This is a genomic window from Cellvibrio sp. 25HG11W-0 (genome assembly GCF_057815475.1).
Map to the genome: position 1 here is coordinate 2,684,236 of NZ_CM174230.1, position 17,015 is coordinate 2,701,250.

Genomic DNA, 17,015 nt, shown 5'->3' on the forward strand with positions numbered 1-17,015 from the left:
GAAATATTGTTAGTGACGAGAGCAACCCCAAGGTAATCATTATGACAACTGAACAAAATAAAAATGGCCCAAGCCTGAACTATGGCCAGCGCGAACAAGGATATCGTGAAAAATCACTGAAGATGTACCCTTGGATTTGTGGCCGCTGCGCACGCGAATTTACCTCTAAAAATATTCGCGAACTCACCGTTCACCACCGCGATCACAATCACGACAACAACCCATCTGACGGCAGCAACTGGGAGTTGCTGTGCCTCTACTGCCACGACAATGAACACGCCAAATTCAACGAATTCACACTCTATGGCGCCACCAAAGAAAAAACACTCGCCCCCGCCACCTCAAACCCTTTTGCAAACCTAAAGGATCTAATGGGGAAAAAGTAGCTTCAGAAAATAACACGGTTAGAGGGTCGTCGAGGCAAAAAAAGTTTCTGCAGTTACAGTTGCGAATAGAAATTCGCACGTAGCTTGGGGCGATCAAGGGGCGGGCTCTTTTCTTCGATTTTCCATTACCGCCCGACCACCAGATTCTATTCATCGATTATCGGCAGCTTTTATTTGCGCTTTGAATTTAGAGCCACTCAACGCCCAGAATTTATTTGTGCAGCACCTTATTCGATTAAGTAGTTCCGGCGGAATTAGAGGGCCAAACAAACCGCGATGGCGAATGACTCGCTTTGCCGTGGTTTCGCCTAAGGTCAAACAACCATCGCGATGAGTCAATAAACGACCAAGGGGCAGACACCTTGATCCAAAACGACATTACTATGGAAGCATTAACAACCTTAATATGATGGTTGTAATTCCAACTTATTCATACCGCAACGCATCTGCTGGCTGTATGCGGCTGGCGCGCCAGGCGGGGTAAAGTGTGGCGAAAAAACTAATCACTAGGGCAGTGATGACAACGCGGGCCACATCGGCCCAATGTAAATCTGAGGGCAAATAGGAAATGGGATAGACATCGGAGTGAAGGAATTGTATTCCAAATAACTTTTCTATTGCTTGCACTAAGGGCGTTACAACTTGTGATAGCACTACACCCAAAATTAAACCGAGGAAAGCGCCGGTTAAGCCAATTAAGCCACCCTGCACCATAAATATCGCCATGATTTCATAACTGCTGGCACCCATGGTACGCAGTATGGCGATGTCGCCCTGCTTGTCGACTACAACCATGATAAGTGTGGACACCAGGTTAAATGCGGCAATAGCGATAATCAAAAACAACAACATACCTACCATGCTTTTAGACATTTGAATCGCTTGATAAATATTGCCGTGGGTGCGCATCCAGCTTGAACCATAAAAACCTACGGGTAATAAATCAGACACTTCGCGCACGACTTGCGGTGCGGCAAATAGATCATCCACTTTAATACGAATACCTGAAATTTGGCCTGGGTTGTTGGACAAGGCTGATGCTTGCGTTAAGCCCATTAAGCTCAAGCCATTATCAATTTCGGTGTGACTGTCTAAAATGGCTAAAACCTCGACCACTTTAATTTTGGGTGAGCCATTATTTTCGGAGGGAATAATTAGACGCAGGCTTTCGCCGACATCTGCTTGCAGTTTTTCAGCTATGCCGCGCCCAATGATGATGCCATTAGTGCTCGCAGCTAAATGTGTAAATGTGTTGGGCGGCAAGTAGCTTTCAAGTGTGGAGGTGGTAGATTCTAATTCGGTATCTATACCAAACAAACCTGTAGGCGCTACTTGTTTTTTATGACTGAGCAGCCCCTGAATTTGTACAAAGGGTGATGCGGCAAGCACTCGCGGATGCTGTTTAATTAGCGCCATAATTTCATCGGGATTATCTATGGCGGTGCGATTATAAATACTGCCTTGAGGCATTATGCCGAGAATATTTTCGCGCAATTCTTTGTCGAAACCGTTCATGATCGACATCACCACAATTAGCAGCGCCACCCCTATGACCAAGCCCGCAGTGGACAAGCGTGAGATAAATGAGACTAACTGACTATGACGACTGGACAGCCCGTAGCGCGCGCCCACTAAAAATACATATTTACTAAACACCAATAGCACCCGATTTTATTAAGGGTTCATCAACTAGCAATTGGCCGTCGACCAAACGTAGGATGCGATCCATGCGTGCAGCTAAACCTAGGTCGTGGGTAACGACCACAAAGCTGGTACCTATGGACTGATTCAACTCCAGCATTAATTCCTGAATTGAGTCTGCTGCATGAGTATCCAAATTACCGGTGGGTTCATCCATTAATACACATGCGGGATTAGTCACCAACGCACGCGCAATTGCAACGCGCTGGCGCTCGCCACCTGACAATTCAGAAGGCTTATGCTCAACCCGCTGCGCCAAACCTACACGCGCCAGCAAGGCATTCGCACGCGCCTTGGCTTCGCGCACCGAGTGACGCCCAATCAACAGCGGCATGGCGACATTTTCTAGCGCGGTAAATTCTGGCAAGAGATGATGAAACTGATAAACAAAACCGAGGCTACGATTGCGCAGACGACCGCGCTCATCGGCGCTCAAACTGGACAATCGCTCCCCCGCCACACTCACCTCTCCTGTGTCGGGTACATCTAAGCCGCCGAGAATATTCAACAGCGTGGATTTACCCGAGCCGGATGCGCCGACTATGGCAACTCGTTCGCGTGTATTAATCTGAAAATTAACATTGCGCAACACATCAACTGCAAGGTTGCCTTGGCGATAGGCTTTACTTACATGCTGGCAAATTAAAACAGGAGCGGAACTATTCATAACGCAGTGCCTCAGCAGGCTCAATTTTAGAGGCTCTATAGGCCGGATAAAGGGTTGCAATAAAACTTAGCATCAAGGCTACCACACAAATAAATACCACATCTTGCCAGAGCAATACTGAGGGTAACTGACTGATGAAATAGACATTAGGATCAAATACCTGCAAGCCGAATAAGCGCTCCAAGCCGTCCATAATGGGCGTGAGCGTGAACGCGACAATACAGCCGAGCGCAGCACCGACAAAAGTCCCAAAAAAGCCAACCGCACTGCCCTGAACCACAAACACCGCCATAATGTCACGCGCGCTCATACCCAAGGTACGCAGCACGGCAATGTCTGAGCGCTTATCGGCCACCATGAGCACGAGGCTGGACACTATGTTAAATGCAGCTACTGCGATAATAATCATAAGCAGTGCGCCGACGACAATTTTTTCCATTTTGACGGCTTGAAACAAGCTGCCTTGAGTTTGACTCCAGTCGCGCACCCGATAAGTGTCGCCCAGTTGCAAGGCTAAGCCTTTCATTACTTGAGCTGCACTGAACATATCTTGAGTTTTCACATGCAAACCCTGTACGCCTGGGTTACGTAAAAATTTCTGCGCATCCTGTAGATGAATCAATGCAAGGCTGCTATCCACTTGCGCACCCACCTCAAATACACCCACCAAGACAAAATTACGTGAACGCGTGAAAGCGCCTAAGGGAGTAATAGAAATATCCGGCGAGGTGACGCGAATTTTATCGCCTGGCATCAGTGCCAAGCGGCTCGCGAGCAGGCGCCCCATGACTATGCCAAACTCACCCGGCTGCAATTGCGCCATACTGCCCACAATCATACGCTGATCAACAATAGAGACATTGGCTTCCGCTTCAGGCAGGACCCCTTGCAGCTCAATACCCTCTACCCCACCGTCATAACTCACCATTACATGGCTACCGATATAGGGCGCCGATGCAACTACCCCAGGGGCTTGATCGACGATAGCTGATAAGGCATGCCAGTCTTTTACATAGGGCACTTGGTCGATATAACCATGAGGAATGACGCTGAGAATGCGCTCTTTCATCTCTCGATCAAATCCATTCATCACCGACATGACGACAATGAGCGCCATAACGCCCAAACCCATGCCCACCAATGAAAAGACACTGATAAATGAAATAAACTGATTGCGGCGCTTGGCGCGGGTATAGCGTAGGCCGATATAAAGGGGGATATTTTTTAGCATGGGGCATTAAACCCAATCGCCCTGCAATGCTCAAGCGAAACCGTCATTTAAGGGTGGAAAATAGACTGATCTATTTAATTAAATGCTTAATCGCGCAGATAAGTGAGCTGCCCTGCTCAGCACTGCTTGCTGCAGGCATAACTAACCACCTGTATTACCCAAAGAACTGAGAAAAAAGCAGGGCTTGTGCTATGGTTAGATTGTTTCAATTTCAATAAAGAGTTCTACTATGAGTGAGCGCCGCAGTTATTTTCGCATCGACGAAAGTATCGCCCTAGAATTCAAGTCAGTCGATGAGGTTACCGCCAACACTGCGGCCCCAGAGCTGCAATTCCCCAACAGTATGTCGCTAAAATTTCACGCTGAATTACGCAAACTCGACAGCGAAAACACCCAGCTATTCCATCAAATCAAAGAGAACAATCGCGCTCTGAGCGAATACCTCTTTAACCTTAATCGCAAAATCGACTTAATTGCTCAGCATGTTATGGCGGAAAGCAAACCCATAGCACCATCTAAAACTATTAAGCAGGTTAATCTCAGCGAAGGCGGCATCGCCTTTGGCAGCTCCAAAGAGGTCGCAGAAAATAGCTTTATTGTGATGCGTTTAATTTTCTTACCGAGCAATGCCGGCTTAGTGCAGTTTGCCAAAATTATTCGCTGTGAACCCAGTACCAGCGGGGAGTTTCAAATTGCGGCAAAATTTCATCGCATAAATGATGCGCATCAACAATTAATCGGCCAACAAATCATGCGCGCGCAAATGGCCGAACGGCGTAAAAACAAGCAATATCTACAGTAGTTAAGACGAGGGCGCACCATGTTACACAAATTCCCCATGACGCTGGCGCTTTGCTTCAGTATGCTCATTGTTACTGGCACCATGGCTGAAGAAATCCGTATTCCTATTGGCGAACAGGCCGCCGATGCGCCCCAGATGGATATGCCAGCAACAGGCATGACCAAAGCGCACGTAGTAAACCTATTTGGCGAGCCTATTGAGAAAACGGAAGCGCGAGGAAAACCACCTATTTCAAGCTGGAAATATGGAGAGTTTATTGTCTATTTCGAATACGACCACGTCATTCATAGCGTAAGAAAATTTCACCCCAACACCAACACTGTCATTCTCGAAGAGTAACTTGTAGCTATCAAAAAATGAAAAAGGCACTCCGAGAGTGCCTTTTTCATTTTTGAAGCTCCGCTCAGATTTTAGCGCCGACTAATTCTATTTACACCATCAAGTGCAGCAATCCTATAAGCTTCAGCCATAGTCGGGTAATTGAAAATATTATTCAAAAAATAGTGAATATTATTACCGCCTCCCTTTTGATTCATAATCGCCTGGCCAATGTGAACAATCTCTGCAGCTTCAGCGCCAAAGCAATGCACACCGAGAATCTCATGAGTATCTATGTGAAATAACAACTTCAACATACCCACTTCATCACCGCTGATTTGACCACGCGCCGTATATTTAAACAAACCGCGCCCAACTTCATAAGGAACTTTAGCGTGGGTTAACTCACTCTCGGTTTTACCAATTGAGCTAATTTCAGGCAGAGTATAGATACCTGTAGGCACATCAGAAACCACGCGGCATTCTTGCCCCAATATTCCCGTAGTTACCGCACGCCCTTGACCATAGGAGGCGCTAGCAAGACTGGGCCAACCAATGACATCACCCACAGCATATATGTTATCTACTGCCGTTTTATAACACTCATCAACCTTAAGGTTACCACGATGATCTGCCTCTAAACCCGCCGCCGCCAAATTCAAATTTTCAGTATTCCCACTGCGTCCATTACACCAGAGAATGGCATCAGCCTTTAGGCGCTTACCTGACTTTAAAAAGATGGTAACGTTGGCATCACAAGCTTCAATGGACTCAAACTCTTCTCCATGGCGCACAGTTACACCGCTATCGCGCAGGTGATAACTTAGCGCATCTGAAATCTCATCATCCAAGAAAGAGAGCAGTCGCTCGCGATTATTGATGAGATCAACACGCATACCTAAACCCGAAAAAATCGATGCATATTCACAACCGATAACACCCGCGCCGTAAATAATGATATGGCGTGGGGTGTGCTGCATTTCCAAAATGGAGTCGCTGTCATAGATACGTGGATGTGTAAAATCAACATCAACTGGACGATAAGGACGTGAACCTGTGGCTATAACAATATTTTCAGCATGTATTGTTTCGCGACCTCCATCCAAGAGCGAAAGACTAACAGTGTTCGCATCAACAAAAGAGGCTTGGCCTATGTGTACATTGACACGATTGCGCACGTAGAAATTGGTATGCAACTCAACCTGTTTAGGGATCACTTTGGCGGCTGAAGCCAACACCCGAGGAAAGGTTAACCGTCGACTATCGCCAATTTCACGAAATAAGCTGTTGGCTTTAAATTGAATAATTTGCTTAACCACATGACGCAACGACTTAGAAGGAATTGTGCCCTTATGCGCACAACTACCACCCACTAATGCCCTATTTTCTACCACAGCCACCCTCTTTCCCGCCTTGGAGGCGGCGATTGCAGCGCTCTCCCCTGAGGGGCCAGAGCCAATTACCAAAAGATCATAATTGTGATCAGCCAATTTTTTCCCCTTCTACATTCTAATATTGGTAAGAGCTAAGCAATAATTATTCCGGAGTAATGATTACTTCTTGGTGGCATCATAGGTCATAGCATCTACTGACTTAACCTCGACATCCTTAAGCTTTTCAGCTTCGCACTTAGCTTCATCACCACCACAAAGTGCGCACACATAATCCGGCTCACCCAATGCTTTACCAACACCGCCACAAGAACCTGTAATTGGCTTGCGCCCAACCAGCACACTTAATGATAGCGCCAGTGCTACAAACACCATTGCAATTAAAGTTACGATTAGAGTACCCATACATAATCCTCCATATGTGCGCAGGCAAAAAGCCGCCTACTCCCACACATTTAAAAACTAAAATTTAAAAGTCGCACACTACAAAAAGAAAAACGAGGCGGGGTTAACCTGCCTCGTTTCCTTAAATATTAACCACCGAAGTCATCGAGCAGAATATTATCGTCTTCCACACCTAAACTCTTTAAGAGTTTAACCACGGCCGCATTCATCATTGGTGGGCCGCACATGTAAAACTCACAGTCTTCAGGCGCGGGGTGATCTTTCAGGTAATTTTCATAAAGCACATTATGAATAAAACCTGTCATGCCACTCCAATTGTCTTCCGGTTGAGGGTCAGACAAAGCGATATGCCATTTAAAGTTTTCATTTTCTGATTGCAATTGATCGTATTCTTCTTTGTAGAACAACTCGCGCAATGAGCGAGCGCCATACCAGAAAGACATTTTACGGTCTGTTTTAAGACGACGTAACTGATCAAAAATATGCGAGCGCATAGGTGCCATACCTGCACCACCACCAATAAACACCATTTCCGCATTGGTCTTTTTAGCGAAGAATTCACCAAAGGGACCGTACACGGTAATTTTATCGCCTGGCTTCAAATTAAATACAAAAGAAGACATTTGACCACAGGGAATATCTTGAGATTTAGGCGGTGGGGTTGCAATACGAATATTGAACTTCACAATACCTTTTTCATCAGGATAGTTAGCCATAGAGTAAGCGCGAATAACTGGCTCAGTCACTTTTGACTCTAAGTTGAAGAATCCAAAACGCTCCCAGTCACCACGAAATTTCTCTTCAATATCAAAATTGGAAAATTTCACATGATGCGGCGGGCATTCTAACTGCACATAACCGCCCGCACGGAAATCTACACTTTCACCTTCTGGTAAACGTAAAGTCAACTCTTTAATAAAGGTAGCTACATTGGGATTAGATTCAACGGTACATTCCCACTGTTTAACACCAAACACTTCTTCCGGAACATGAATATTCATGTTTTGTTTTACCGGAACCTGGCAGCTTAAGCGCCAGCCTTCTTTTTGCTCGCGGCGATTAAAGTGCGCTTCTTCCGTCGGCAGAATAGAACCGCCGCCGTCATTAACAACGCATTTACACTGGGCACAACTACCGCCACCACCACAGGCCGAAGCCAAAAACACATTGTTTGCCGCAAGCGTTTGCAGCAGTTTACCGCCCGCAGGTACGGTTATGGTTTTTTCATCATTGATGAGAATTGACACATCACCGCTGTTTACCAGCTTGGCTTGCGCAGCAAGAATCACCACCACTAGTGCAAGCACTATGAAGGTAAACATGACTACGCCTAAAATAATTTCGGTATTCATTCGCCGTTATTCCTCAAGAACTTAGAGAGAAATGCCGCCAAAGGACATAAAGCCCAATGACATCAATCCCACAGTGATAAAGGTAATACCCAAGCCGCGAAGACCTTCAGGTACATCTGAGTATTTCATTTTTTCACGGATACCAGCGAGCACCACAATGGCAATAGCCCAACCGGCACCTGAACCGACACCATAAACTACACTCTCACCGAAGTTATAATCGCGTTCTACCATAAACAGTGAACCGCCCATGATGACGCAGTTTACGGTGATCAAGGGCAGAAATACGCCCAACGCGTTGTAAAGTGCAGGCATGTATTTGTCCATGACAATTTCCATGATCTGCACAATAGCGGCAATTACACCGATGAATGAAATGAAGCTCAAAAAGGTAAGGTCCACACCGGTGACACCCGCCCAAGCTAAGGCATCTTCTTTTAACAAATAAGTCAAAATCAGATTATTAGCTGGCACAGTTACGGCCTGAACCACAATTACCGCGATACCCAAGCCTATAGCTGCGTTGATTTTCTTAGACATTGCCAAGAAAGAACACATACCCAAGAAGAAGGCTAACGCCATGTTCTCAATAAAAACGGCGCGAACAAACAAACTTAAAAAATGTTCCATTACGCGATCTCCGCTGTTTTAGTTGAGTTAGGCGCGATTTTAAATTCTTCTTTCTCGACTTGATTGGTTTTCCAGCTGCGCAACGCCCAGATGATAAAACCAATAATAAAGAAGGCGCTTGGTGGCAGAAGCAGCAGGCCGTTAGGTACATACCAACCGCCGTCAGTTACCAGCGGTAATACCTCAACGCCAAACCACTTACCGGCACCAAACAACTCGCGAATAGTAGCAATTACAATCAATAACACTGAATAACCAAGACCATGACCCACGCCGTCCAAAAAGCTCGGAATCGGTGGATTCTTCAAAGCAAAGGCTTCAGTACGCCCCATTACGATACAGTTGGTAATAATCAAACCAACGAATACCGAAAGTTGCTTACTGATGTCATAAGCAACCGCTTTAAGCACTTGGTCAACCACAATTACCAAAGAAGAAATTACGATCATCTGCGCAATAATACGCACACTACTTGGCAAGAAATTGCGGATCATCGATACGAATAAGTTAGAAAAAGCAGACACCAAAGTAAGGCCAATTGCCATTACCAAGCTTACTTTCACACTTGAGGTTACTGCCAAGGCAGAGCAGATACCTAAGATTTGTAAAATAACTGGGTTATTTTCCAGAATGGGCTTAGTAAGGAGATCTTTCGTTTTAATGCTCATGATTAAGCTTCTCCGTTTTTCAGGTTAGTGAGGAACGACTTGTAGCCATTGTCGCCCATCCAAAACTTCATTAAGTTGTTTACACCATTACTGGTCAAGGTAGCACCTGAGAGCGCATCTACTTTGTACTCAGCATTTGGCGTAGTCTCATCAACATGACCTTTGATGACACTTATCTCTAGCTGCCCCGCATCCGAATAGATTTTTTTGCCTACCCAGAGCTGACGCCATTTTGGATTATCAACTTCACCGCCCAATCCAGGGGTTTCTTTTTGATCATAAAAACCAAAACCCACCACGGTATTTAAGTCTTTGTCCAAAGCAACAAAGCCAGACATAGTTGACCAGAGGCCATAGCCGCGCACCGGCAGTATGACTTTTGACAAGCCTTGCTCATCGTTCACCAAAAACACTTTGGCGTACTTTTCGCGACGAATAATTTTAGCTATATCATCCTCGGCAGGAATCTTGTCGGACATGTCAGGATTTTTAGACGAAGCATTCTGATCAAATTTGTCAGTATCCGTTACGGCATCAGTGAAACGACCAGTGTCCAAATCAATCACTTTAACGGTGATTGTTTTGAACTGTTCATCAACCGACTCGCCTGCCTTTAAAATACCGGCAATTGACAATACGTTGCGCTTAAAATCCAGCGCTTTGTTAGCGGCCTGATAGGGGCGCAGCAATACTGCCGAGCCCGCCACCAAAATTGAGGCCACAATACACATGATCAAGGTGACCATGATGGTGTACTTTGCTGTTTGTTGATTAGCCACGCGCCAGTCTCCGCTTAATGTTGGATTGAACGACGAAGTAGTCGATGGTAGGCGCAAACATATTGGCAAACAAAATTGCCAGCATCATGCCCTCTGGATAGGCGGGATTAACCACACGAATAGTGATCACCATGAAACCTATCAACGCACCAAACCACCACTTACCAGCGTTAGTCATTGAGGCAGATACAGGGTCCGTCGCCATAAAGAACAAACCGAACGCAAACCCGCCCACCACAAAATGCCACCAGAAAGGCATAGCAAACATTGGGTTCTTGCTGTCTGCACCTAACCAGTTATAAATAAGCACAGTGGCAACAGTACCCAGAAGTACACCAAGTACGATGCGCGTAGAGGCTATACCCATAACCAGCAGTGCAATACCACCAATCATGATCGCTAAGGTAGAGGTTTCACCTATAGAGCCCTGCTCAAATCCGAGGAAAGCGTCCATCCACGACAACTGACTTACCACTGCATCCATACCCTGCTGAGCAGCAACAGACAAAGCGGTAGCACCAGTGTAACCATCTACTGCCGTCCAAACTCCATCGCCTGACATTTCAGAAGGATAAGCAAAGAACAAAAAGGCACGACCAACCAAGGCTGGGTTAAGGAAGTTTTTACCGGTACCGCCGAAAACCTCCTTACCTACTACTACACCAAAGCTAATACCGAGCGCAGCTTGCCACAGAGGTAAATCAGGTGGGCAGATCAGCGCAAACAGAATAGAAGTAACAAAGAACCCCTCGTTAACTTCATGACCGCGCACCATGGCAAACAACACTTCCCAAATACCACCCACAATAAACACAGTAGCGTAGATGGGCAGGAAGTAAGCAGCGCCAAGAACTAGGTTATCCCAGATGCTCGCTGGATCGTGACCAGCAAACCAGCTGGCCAAAATGCCGTGCCAGTTATCAATACCGCTAGCACCTGTCGCTGCCAAAATAGTATTGGCTTGCAGGCCTACGTTGTACATCCCAAAAAACATGGCAGGAAAAGCACAGAGCCACACGGTGATCATAATGCGCTTCAAATCTATACCATCGCGCACATGTGATGTAGATTTGGTGACATCAGCAGGTTTGTAAAAAATGGTGTCGGCCGCTTCATAAAGCGCATACCACTTTTCATATTTACCGCCCTTATGGAAGTGCGGTTCAATGTTGTCTAGTAAGCTTCTTAAACTCATCAATTAGCCCTCCTGCTCAATTCGACTTAGGTTATTGCGCAGCAATGGACCGTATTCATACTTACCCGGGCACACAAATGTGCACAGTGCCAAGTCTTCTTCGTCCAACTCTAGGCAACCCAACTGTTGGGCTGATTCAGTATCGCCAACAATTAAAGAGCGCAGTAATTGCGTTGGCAAAATATCCAGCGGCATAACACGTTCATAGGCACCCACTGGCACCATGGCGCGCTCACTGCCGTTGGTAGACGTAGTGAAATTAAGATTTTTAGCGCCTAGCAACTTAGATATAAAAATACCCATTACCGAGAACTTCTTGGTACCTGCACGCAGATAATGGAACAGCTCGCGCTCGCGACCCTCCAGCAAAACACTCACTTGGGTGTGGAAACGTCCCAAGAAATTGATATTGCCATGACCGCTGCGACCACCAAATACTGAACCGGAAATCAGGCGATTCTCGCCCGCTTTGGTTTGGCCTTGAGTAAGTTCTTCAAGGTTTGCACCAACACGTGTGCGCACCAAACGTGGACGCTCAACCTGTGGGCCAGCTAAAGCTACAACACGGCTCATGGAGAGTTTCCCTGTAGTGAACAGCTCACCCATGGCAATTACATCTTGGTAGCCAATAGTCCACACGGTTTTACGTGCACTGACTGGATCTAAATGGTGAATATGGGTGCCTGGGTTGCCTGCAGGGTGGATACCGGTGAAGGTTTCTATCGCGATATTCGCGCCTTGGCCTTTAGGTAAATCAACACTTGGTGCCTGACAAACAAACACCTTGCCTTCGGTTAAGCGCGCCAACAGGGTTAGACCATTGGCAAAAGCTTCTTTATTGGTAGCGACAATAACCGCAGGATCAGCCGCCAAGGGATTGGTGTCTATAGCCTGTACGAAGATTGAACTTGGCACAGAACCAACAGCGGGAGCCTTACTAAAGGGGCGGGTGCGCAACGCAGTCCACAAACCTGATTGCACCAAGTTTTGCTGTACTTGTTCGCGTGCTAAACCGGCCAGTTCAGCGGCAGAGTATTTAGCAAACTCAACCGCATCATCGCCTTCTACATCAATCACGAGGGATTGAAATACGCGTTGATCGCCGCGATTAATCGCAACTACGGTACCAGCAGCAGGCGCGGTGTAGATAACGCCGGGGGTTTTCTTATCGGAAAAAACTTCTTGCCCTAGTTTGACCTTATCGCCAACCTGTACAGCCATGGTTGGTTTCATACCGTGATAATCAAACCCAACTAAGGCTACTTGGCGAACTTGAGGGCCATCCTCTATAGATTGAACCGGATTACCTGCAATAGGTAAATCCAATCCTCGACGAATCTTTATCATACGTCTCTGCCTAATCATTCGTGTGGATGTTAGCTCGGCAACTACCGAACCATGTGGAATGTAAAGGGTCTTAGCAATCAAATCCAACTATTGCCTCAAAGTTACTTCCTGGCGGGAACCAAGGGGCAATTTAGGGTGAAGCCTACCTTTACAAAGGGGTTAACAAACTTAAAAGCAAGTGATTTCAAAGTTTGAAAACGAAGGCCAGTGACTTTCGCTGCAGAACCTCAATGTTTACGTATTAAACGTCTACAAGAGATTGATTTATCGAAAGTTTTAATCAGCCAATAGTGAAACGCCGCGATTATAATCGCCGCTTAGACCAATAACCATAGCAGATATAGTATTTGACGGCGTATTTACTGTTAAAACACGTATTTTTGTCGTTAAAGAGGCGCAATACTAAAAGCAATTTTCTATGCCACCAATAAATAACATTGATTATCATTTGCATTTATCTCTCACATGAATCAAAACCTTACTGCAACTCTGGCTAGGAATACGCAAAAAAATATCAATCCTCTCCTTAGGCAATATTGATTAAACGCTGCCTCTCGCGCTCAAGCTAGGTACAATGCGCGCACATCTATTTACGTCAGGCTTTCGTTTCTCGATTATGACTCTCTACCTACCCAGCGCCCCCCCAATTTCAGATCGCCCCGGAAATCGTCAATATTGGGGGCAACTCCATGGCAGCGCACAAGCGCTCAGTATTTTTAATGCCGCGTGCAACCATAATGGGCTGAGTTTGGTGATTACCGCCAACACCAGCGCAGCTATTCGCATGGAAACAGAATTATCGTTTTTCGCGAAGGGCGACGATCAGCTGCAGGTTCTGCATTTAGCCGACTGGGAAACCCTCCCCTACGACTCCATTTCGCCGCATCAAGATATTATTTCTGAGCGACTCAGCACCCTCTATAGACTCCCCAGTGTTAAACACGGCATTTTAGTGGTGCCTATTACCACGCTTCTACAGCGACTGATGCCGCAATCTTATTTACTCGGCAACAGTCTCATGGTGGCTGTGGGTGAAAAAATAGATACCAATAACTTGCGCCAAAATTTAGAGCGCGCAGGCTATCACTGTGTCGATACCGTTTACGAACACGGTGAATTTGCGGTGCGTGGCGCGCTCATGGATATATTCCCCATGGGCAGTGCCAGCCCTTACCGCATTGACCTATTCGACGATGAAATCGAAACTCTGCGCACCTTCGACCCAGAAACGCAGATGACTATCGATAAAGTCGAAAAAATCCAACTGCTGCCGGCCAAAGAGTTTCCGCTCGATAAAAACGGCATCAACTTATTCAAACAGCAATGGATGGAGCGTTTTCACAACAACCCTAAAGCATGCCCGATTTTCCAAGATGTGAGTGCTGGAATTTCCCCACCGGGTATCGAATACTATTTGCCATTATTTTTTGACGCCTGCAGCAATTTATTCGATTACCTACCCAGCAACACCCAAATTTATGCACTGGGCGACATTGAAAAATCTGCCGAGAATTTTTGGGTCGAACTTTTGCGTCGCTACGAAAGTCGCCGCGTTGACCCTATGCGTCCTATTCTTGCGCCCAAGGATATATACCTCGCCATAGATGAGTTTTTCGGCCAATTAAAAAATTATCCACGCACCTTTGTAGGGGCAACAACTCTCGAAAAAAAACAAGGCCAATACAATTTCGCCACCGAAATACCGCCCGCCTTGCCCATTAATGCCCAAGCTGAAAACCCACTTAGCGCTATTGAAGCCTACTTAAAGGCTTATAACGGCCGCGTATTATTTTGCGCCGACTCCGCAGGTCGTCGCGAAACACTTTTAGAACTATTAAGCCGTATTCAAATACGCCCTAAAACCCTCGATAATTGGAATGAGTTTTTACAGGGCAAAGAAAAAATCGCCATCACGGTAGCACCGCTTGAACAAGGCCTCGTGCAAAGCCAGCCCAATATTTCGATAATTTCAGAGGCGCAATTATTTGGCGAGCGCGTACAGCAACAGCGCCGTCGCAAGCAGACTCAAGACAATGCCGATTTAATTGTCAAAAATCTCACCGAATTAAAAGTCGGTGCCGCCGTAGTGCATTTAGATCACGGTGTAGGTCGCTATCGCGGTTTAGAAACTATTACCGTCGATGGTCAAACCAATGAATTTTTAACATTGGAATATGCCGACGAAGCCAAGCTCTACGTGCCAGTTACCAGCCTGCACCTTATCAGTCGCTTTGGCGGTGCCGACAGCGATCTCGCGCCCATGCATCGCCTTGGCAGCGAAGTCTGGCAAAAAGCCAAACGCAAAGCAGCAGAACAAATTCGCGACACCGCTGCAGAGTTACTCGAAGTTTATGCGCGGCGAGCGGCGCGGCGCGGCCATGCCTTTCCCGACCCAAAAGAAGCCTACGAAAGTTTTGCGGCCAGCTTTCCTTTTGAAGAAACAGCAGATCAGCAACGCGCCATTGAATCCGTCATTAAGGACATGCTATCCAATCAACCCATGGATCGCTTGGTATGCGGCGATGTGGGTTTTGGCAAAACGGAAGTCGCTATGCGCGCTGCTTTTATTGCGAGTTACAGCGGCAAACAAGTCGCGATTCTTGCACCTACCACGCTGCTCGCACAACAGCATTACGAATCACTAAAAGATCGTTTTGCCGACTGGCCTATCAGCGTCGAGGTACTCTCGCGCTTTCGCACCACCAAAGAAGTCAACCAAGTACTTGAGCGCCTTGCTGATGGCAAGGTCGATATAGTTGTCGGTACTCATAAACTACTCTCGCCCGATATAAAATTTAAAGATTTAGGGTTATTGGTTATCGATGAAGAGCATCGCTTTGGGGTGCGCCAAAAAGAACAAATAAAATCTCTGCGTGCAGAAATTGACATTCTCACACTCACTGCCACACCCATTCCGCGCACCCTTAATATGTCCATGGCGGGCATTCGCGATCTCTCGATTATCGCCACGCCACCGGCCCGCCGCCTATCCGTAAAAACTTTTGTGCGTACCCACGATGAGCCAACGATTAAAGAGGCCATACTGCGCGAAATTTTGCGTGGCGGTCAGGTTTACTATCTACACAACGAAGTAGACAACATAGAGAAAATTGCGCGCGACTTACAAGAATTAGTGCCAGAAGCACGCGTAGGTATTGGTCACGGTCAAATGCGGGAGCGCGATCTTGAACGTGTTATGTCCGATTTTTACCACAAACGCTTTAACATCATGGTGTGTACCACGATTATTGAAACCGGTATCGATATCCCCAGTGCCAACACCATTATTATTCACCGCGCTGATAAATTTGGCTTGGCGCAATTGCACCAATTGCGCGGCCGTGTAGGTCGCTCGCACCATCAAGCCTATGCTTACTTACTCACACCGGAGCGCCGCGCCATGACGGATGATGCAGTCAAACGTTTGGAAGCGATTAGCAGCGCTGAAGATTTAGGCGCAGGCTTCACTCTCGCCACCTACGATATGGAAATTCGCGGTGCGGGTGAATTGTTAGGTGAGGAGCAAAGCGGACAAATTGAAACCATTGGCTTCTCGCTTTATATGGACATGCTCGACCGCGCTGTAAAAGCAATTCGCCAAGGCAAGCAAGCTGACTTTGAAAGTGCATTTAGCGATAATCTCGACATTAACCTGCGCATACCCGCGTTAATTCCTGCGGATTATTTGCCGGATGTACACACGCGCTTGGTGATGTACAAGCGCCTCGCGAATGCCGACAGCGAAGAAAGTTTACGCGATCTACAAGTGGAAATGATTGACCGCTTTGGGCTGCTACCAGAACAAATTAAAAACCTGTTCCGCGTCACTCAAATTAAACTCACCGCACAAGCGCTCGGCATCACCAAGCTCGAAGCGAATGGTCGCGGCGGTAAAGTGGAGTTCGCAAGCGACACACGCGTTGATCCTTTCCAAATTGTCACGCTGGTTCAATCACAAGCACGTATTTATAAACTCGAAGGCGCCAATCAACTAAAATTTAGCCTTGAAATGGAATCTACTGAAAAACGACTGGAAACCATTAGCGATCTGTTGGAATATCTAACACCCAAGATGAGTCACTAAACGATGCATAGTATTTTTCACACAGTTTTACATTCTCCCCTTTTCACTGATGTACAGTC

General features: G+C 46.5%; 15 protein-coding genes. 4 read left to right on the top strand and 11 right to left on the bottom strand.

The window, feature by feature from the left end; all coding sequences use genetic code 11:
• Positions 1–41 precede the first annotated feature (41 nt).
• Entirely contained in the window at positions 42–386 is a 345-nt protein-coding gene (locus tag AC0KUT_RS11320; protein WP_488829994.1) for a YajD family HNH nuclease, read from the top strand.
• Between the two features lie 426 nt (positions 387–812).
• Here AC0KUT_RS11320 and AC0KUT_RS11325 read toward each other — a convergent pair whose 3' ends face one another.
• From AC0KUT_RS11325 to AC0KUT_RS11335, 3 genes are read right to left on the bottom strand one after another with little or no spacing between them, the layout of a single operon-like run.
• A complete protein-coding gene (locus AC0KUT_RS11325) occupies positions 813–2,042 on the bottom strand; it encodes a lipoprotein-releasing ABC transporter permease subunit (RefSeq protein WP_488829995.1) in 1,230 nt (409 codons plus the stop codon).
• Positions 2,035–2,754 carry a lipoprotein-releasing ABC transporter ATP-binding protein LolD gene (gene lolD, locus AC0KUT_RS11330; RefSeq protein ID WP_488829996.1) on the bottom strand — a complete coding sequence of 240 codons (720 nt, stop codon included), beginning with the start codon at positions 2,752–2,754 and terminating at the stop codon, positions 2,035–2,037. Before lolD ends, AC0KUT_RS11325 begins: the two co-directional genes overlap by 8 nt.
• Positions 2,747–3,985, bottom strand: a complete 1,239-nt coding sequence (locus AC0KUT_RS11335) for a lipoprotein-releasing ABC transporter permease subunit (RefSeq protein WP_488829997.1) — start codon at positions 3,983–3,985, stop codon at positions 2,747–2,749. The genes lolD and AC0KUT_RS11335 overlap by 8 nt, the downstream gene beginning before the upstream one ends.
• Positions 3,986–4,214: 229 nt before the next feature.
• Between AC0KUT_RS11335 and AC0KUT_RS11340 the strand changes: the two genes are divergently transcribed.
• Both AC0KUT_RS11340 and AC0KUT_RS11345 read left to right on the top strand, forming a co-directional pair.
• Positions 4,215–4,787, top strand: a complete 573-nt coding sequence (locus tag AC0KUT_RS11340; protein WP_488829998.1) for a PilZ domain-containing protein — start codon at positions 4,215–4,217, stop codon at positions 4,785–4,787.
• Positions 4,788–4,805: 18 nt separating this feature from the next.
• Positions 4,806–5,126 (top strand): hypothetical protein, encoded by a 321-nt coding sequence (locus AC0KUT_RS11345; protein ID WP_488829999.1) that lies wholly within the window; start codon positions 4,806–4,808, stop codon positions 5,124–5,126.
• A gap of 71 nt (positions 5,127–5,197) precedes the next feature.
• Here AC0KUT_RS11345 and sthA read toward each other — a convergent pair whose 3' ends face one another.
• The 8 genes from sthA to AC0KUT_RS11385 all read right to left on the bottom strand — a co-directional run bounded on the left by sthA (position 5,198) and on the right by AC0KUT_RS11385 (position 12,872).
• Positions 5,198–6,595, bottom strand: a complete 1,398-nt coding sequence (sthA, locus tag AC0KUT_RS11350; RefSeq protein WP_488830000.1) for a Si-specific NAD(P)(+) transhydrogenase — start codon at positions 6,593–6,595, stop codon at positions 5,198–5,200.
• 63 nt (positions 6,596–6,658) lie between these two features.
• Positions 6,659–6,901 (bottom strand): (Na+)-NQR maturation NqrM, encoded by a 243-nt coding sequence (gene nqrM / locus AC0KUT_RS11355; RefSeq protein WP_488830001.1) that lies wholly within the window; start codon positions 6,899–6,901, stop codon positions 6,659–6,661.
• 128 nt (positions 6,902–7,029) lie between these two features.
• Positions 7,030–8,253 carry an NADH:ubiquinone reductase (Na(+)-transporting) subunit F gene (gene nqrF / locus AC0KUT_RS11360; protein WP_488830002.1) on the bottom strand — a complete coding sequence of 408 codons (1,224 nt, stop codon included), beginning with the start codon at positions 8,251–8,253 and terminating at the stop codon, positions 7,030–7,032.
• A gap of 21 nt (positions 8,254–8,274) precedes the next feature.
• Complete coding sequence (nqrE, locus tag AC0KUT_RS11365) at positions 8,275–8,883, bottom strand: NADH:ubiquinone reductase (Na(+)-transporting) subunit E (RefSeq protein WP_488830003.1); 609 nt, start codon at positions 8,881–8,883, stop codon at positions 8,275–8,277.
• Positions 8,883–9,551: an NADH:ubiquinone reductase (Na(+)-transporting) subunit D gene (locus AC0KUT_RS11370; RefSeq protein WP_488830004.1), complete on the bottom strand. Its 669-nt coding sequence runs from the start codon at positions 9,549–9,551 to the stop codon at positions 8,883–8,885. The genes nqrE and AC0KUT_RS11370 overlap by 1 nt, the downstream gene beginning before the upstream one ends.
• 2 nt (positions 9,552–9,553) lie before the next feature.
• Positions 9,554–10,330: a Na(+)-translocating NADH-quinone reductase subunit C gene (locus tag AC0KUT_RS11375; RefSeq protein ID WP_488830005.1), complete on the bottom strand. Its 777-nt coding sequence runs from the start codon at positions 10,328–10,330 to the stop codon at positions 9,554–9,556.
• Positions 10,323–11,525 carry an NADH:ubiquinone reductase (Na(+)-transporting) subunit B gene (locus AC0KUT_RS11380; RefSeq protein WP_488835718.1) on the bottom strand — a complete coding sequence of 401 codons (1,203 nt, stop codon included), beginning with the start codon at positions 11,523–11,525 and terminating at the stop codon, positions 10,323–10,325. Before AC0KUT_RS11380 ends, AC0KUT_RS11375 begins: the two co-directional genes overlap by 8 nt.
• Positions 11,526–11,528: 3 nt before the next feature.
• Positions 11,529–12,872, bottom strand: a complete 1,344-nt coding sequence (locus AC0KUT_RS11385) for a Na(+)-translocating NADH-quinone reductase subunit A (RefSeq protein WP_488830006.1) — start codon at positions 12,870–12,872, stop codon at positions 11,529–11,531.
• Between the two features lie 616 nt (positions 12,873–13,488).
• Between AC0KUT_RS11385 and mfd the strand changes: the two genes are divergently transcribed.
• A complete protein-coding gene (gene mfd / locus AC0KUT_RS11390) occupies positions 13,489–16,956 on the top strand; it encodes a transcription-repair coupling factor (protein ID WP_488835720.1) in 3,468 nt (1,155 codons plus the stop codon).
• Positions 16,957–17,015: the final 59 nt, after the last annotated feature.

Coding starts and splice junctions, on each gene's coding strand:
- AC0KUT_RS11320 (WP_488829994.1), top strand. CDS start 42: ATGACAACTGAACAAAATAAAAATGGCCCAAGCCTGAACTATGGCCAG.
- lolD (WP_488829996.1), bottom strand. CDS start 2,754: ATGAATAGTTCCGCTCCTGTTTTAATTTGCCAGCATGTAAGTAAAGCC.
- AC0KUT_RS11335 (WP_488829997.1), bottom strand. CDS start 3,985: ATGCTAAAAAATATCCCCCTTTATATCGGCCTACGCTATACCCGCGCC.
- AC0KUT_RS11340 (WP_488829998.1), top strand. CDS start 4,215: ATGAGTGAGCGCCGCAGTTATTTTCGCATCGACGAAAGTATCGCCCTA.
- AC0KUT_RS11345 (WP_488829999.1), top strand. CDS start 4,806: ATGTTACACAAATTCCCCATGACGCTGGCGCTTTGCTTCAGTATGCTC.
- nqrM (WP_488830001.1), bottom strand. CDS start 6,901: ATGGGTACTCTAATCGTAACTTTAATTGCAATGGTGTTTGTAGCACTG.
- nqrF (WP_488830002.1), bottom strand. CDS start 8,253: ATGAATACCGAAATTATTTTAGGCGTAGTCATGTTTACCTTCATAGTG.
- nqrE (WP_488830003.1), bottom strand. CDS start 8,883: ATGGAACATTTTTTAAGTTTGTTTGTTCGCGCCGTTTTTATTGAGAAC.
- AC0KUT_RS11370 (WP_488830004.1), bottom strand. CDS start 9,551: ATGAGCATTAAAACGAAAGATCTCCTTACTAAGCCCATTCTGGAAAAT.
- AC0KUT_RS11380 (WP_488835718.1), bottom strand. CDS start 11,525: ATGAGTTTAAGAAGCTTACTAGACAACATTGAACCGCACTTCCATAAG.
- AC0KUT_RS11385 (WP_488830006.1), bottom strand. CDS start 12,872: ATGATAAAGATTCGTCGAGGATTGGATTTACCTATTGCAGGTAATCCG.
- mfd (WP_488835720.1), top strand. CDS start 13,489: ATGACTCTCTACCTACCCAGCGCCCCCCCAATTTCAGATCGCCCCGGA.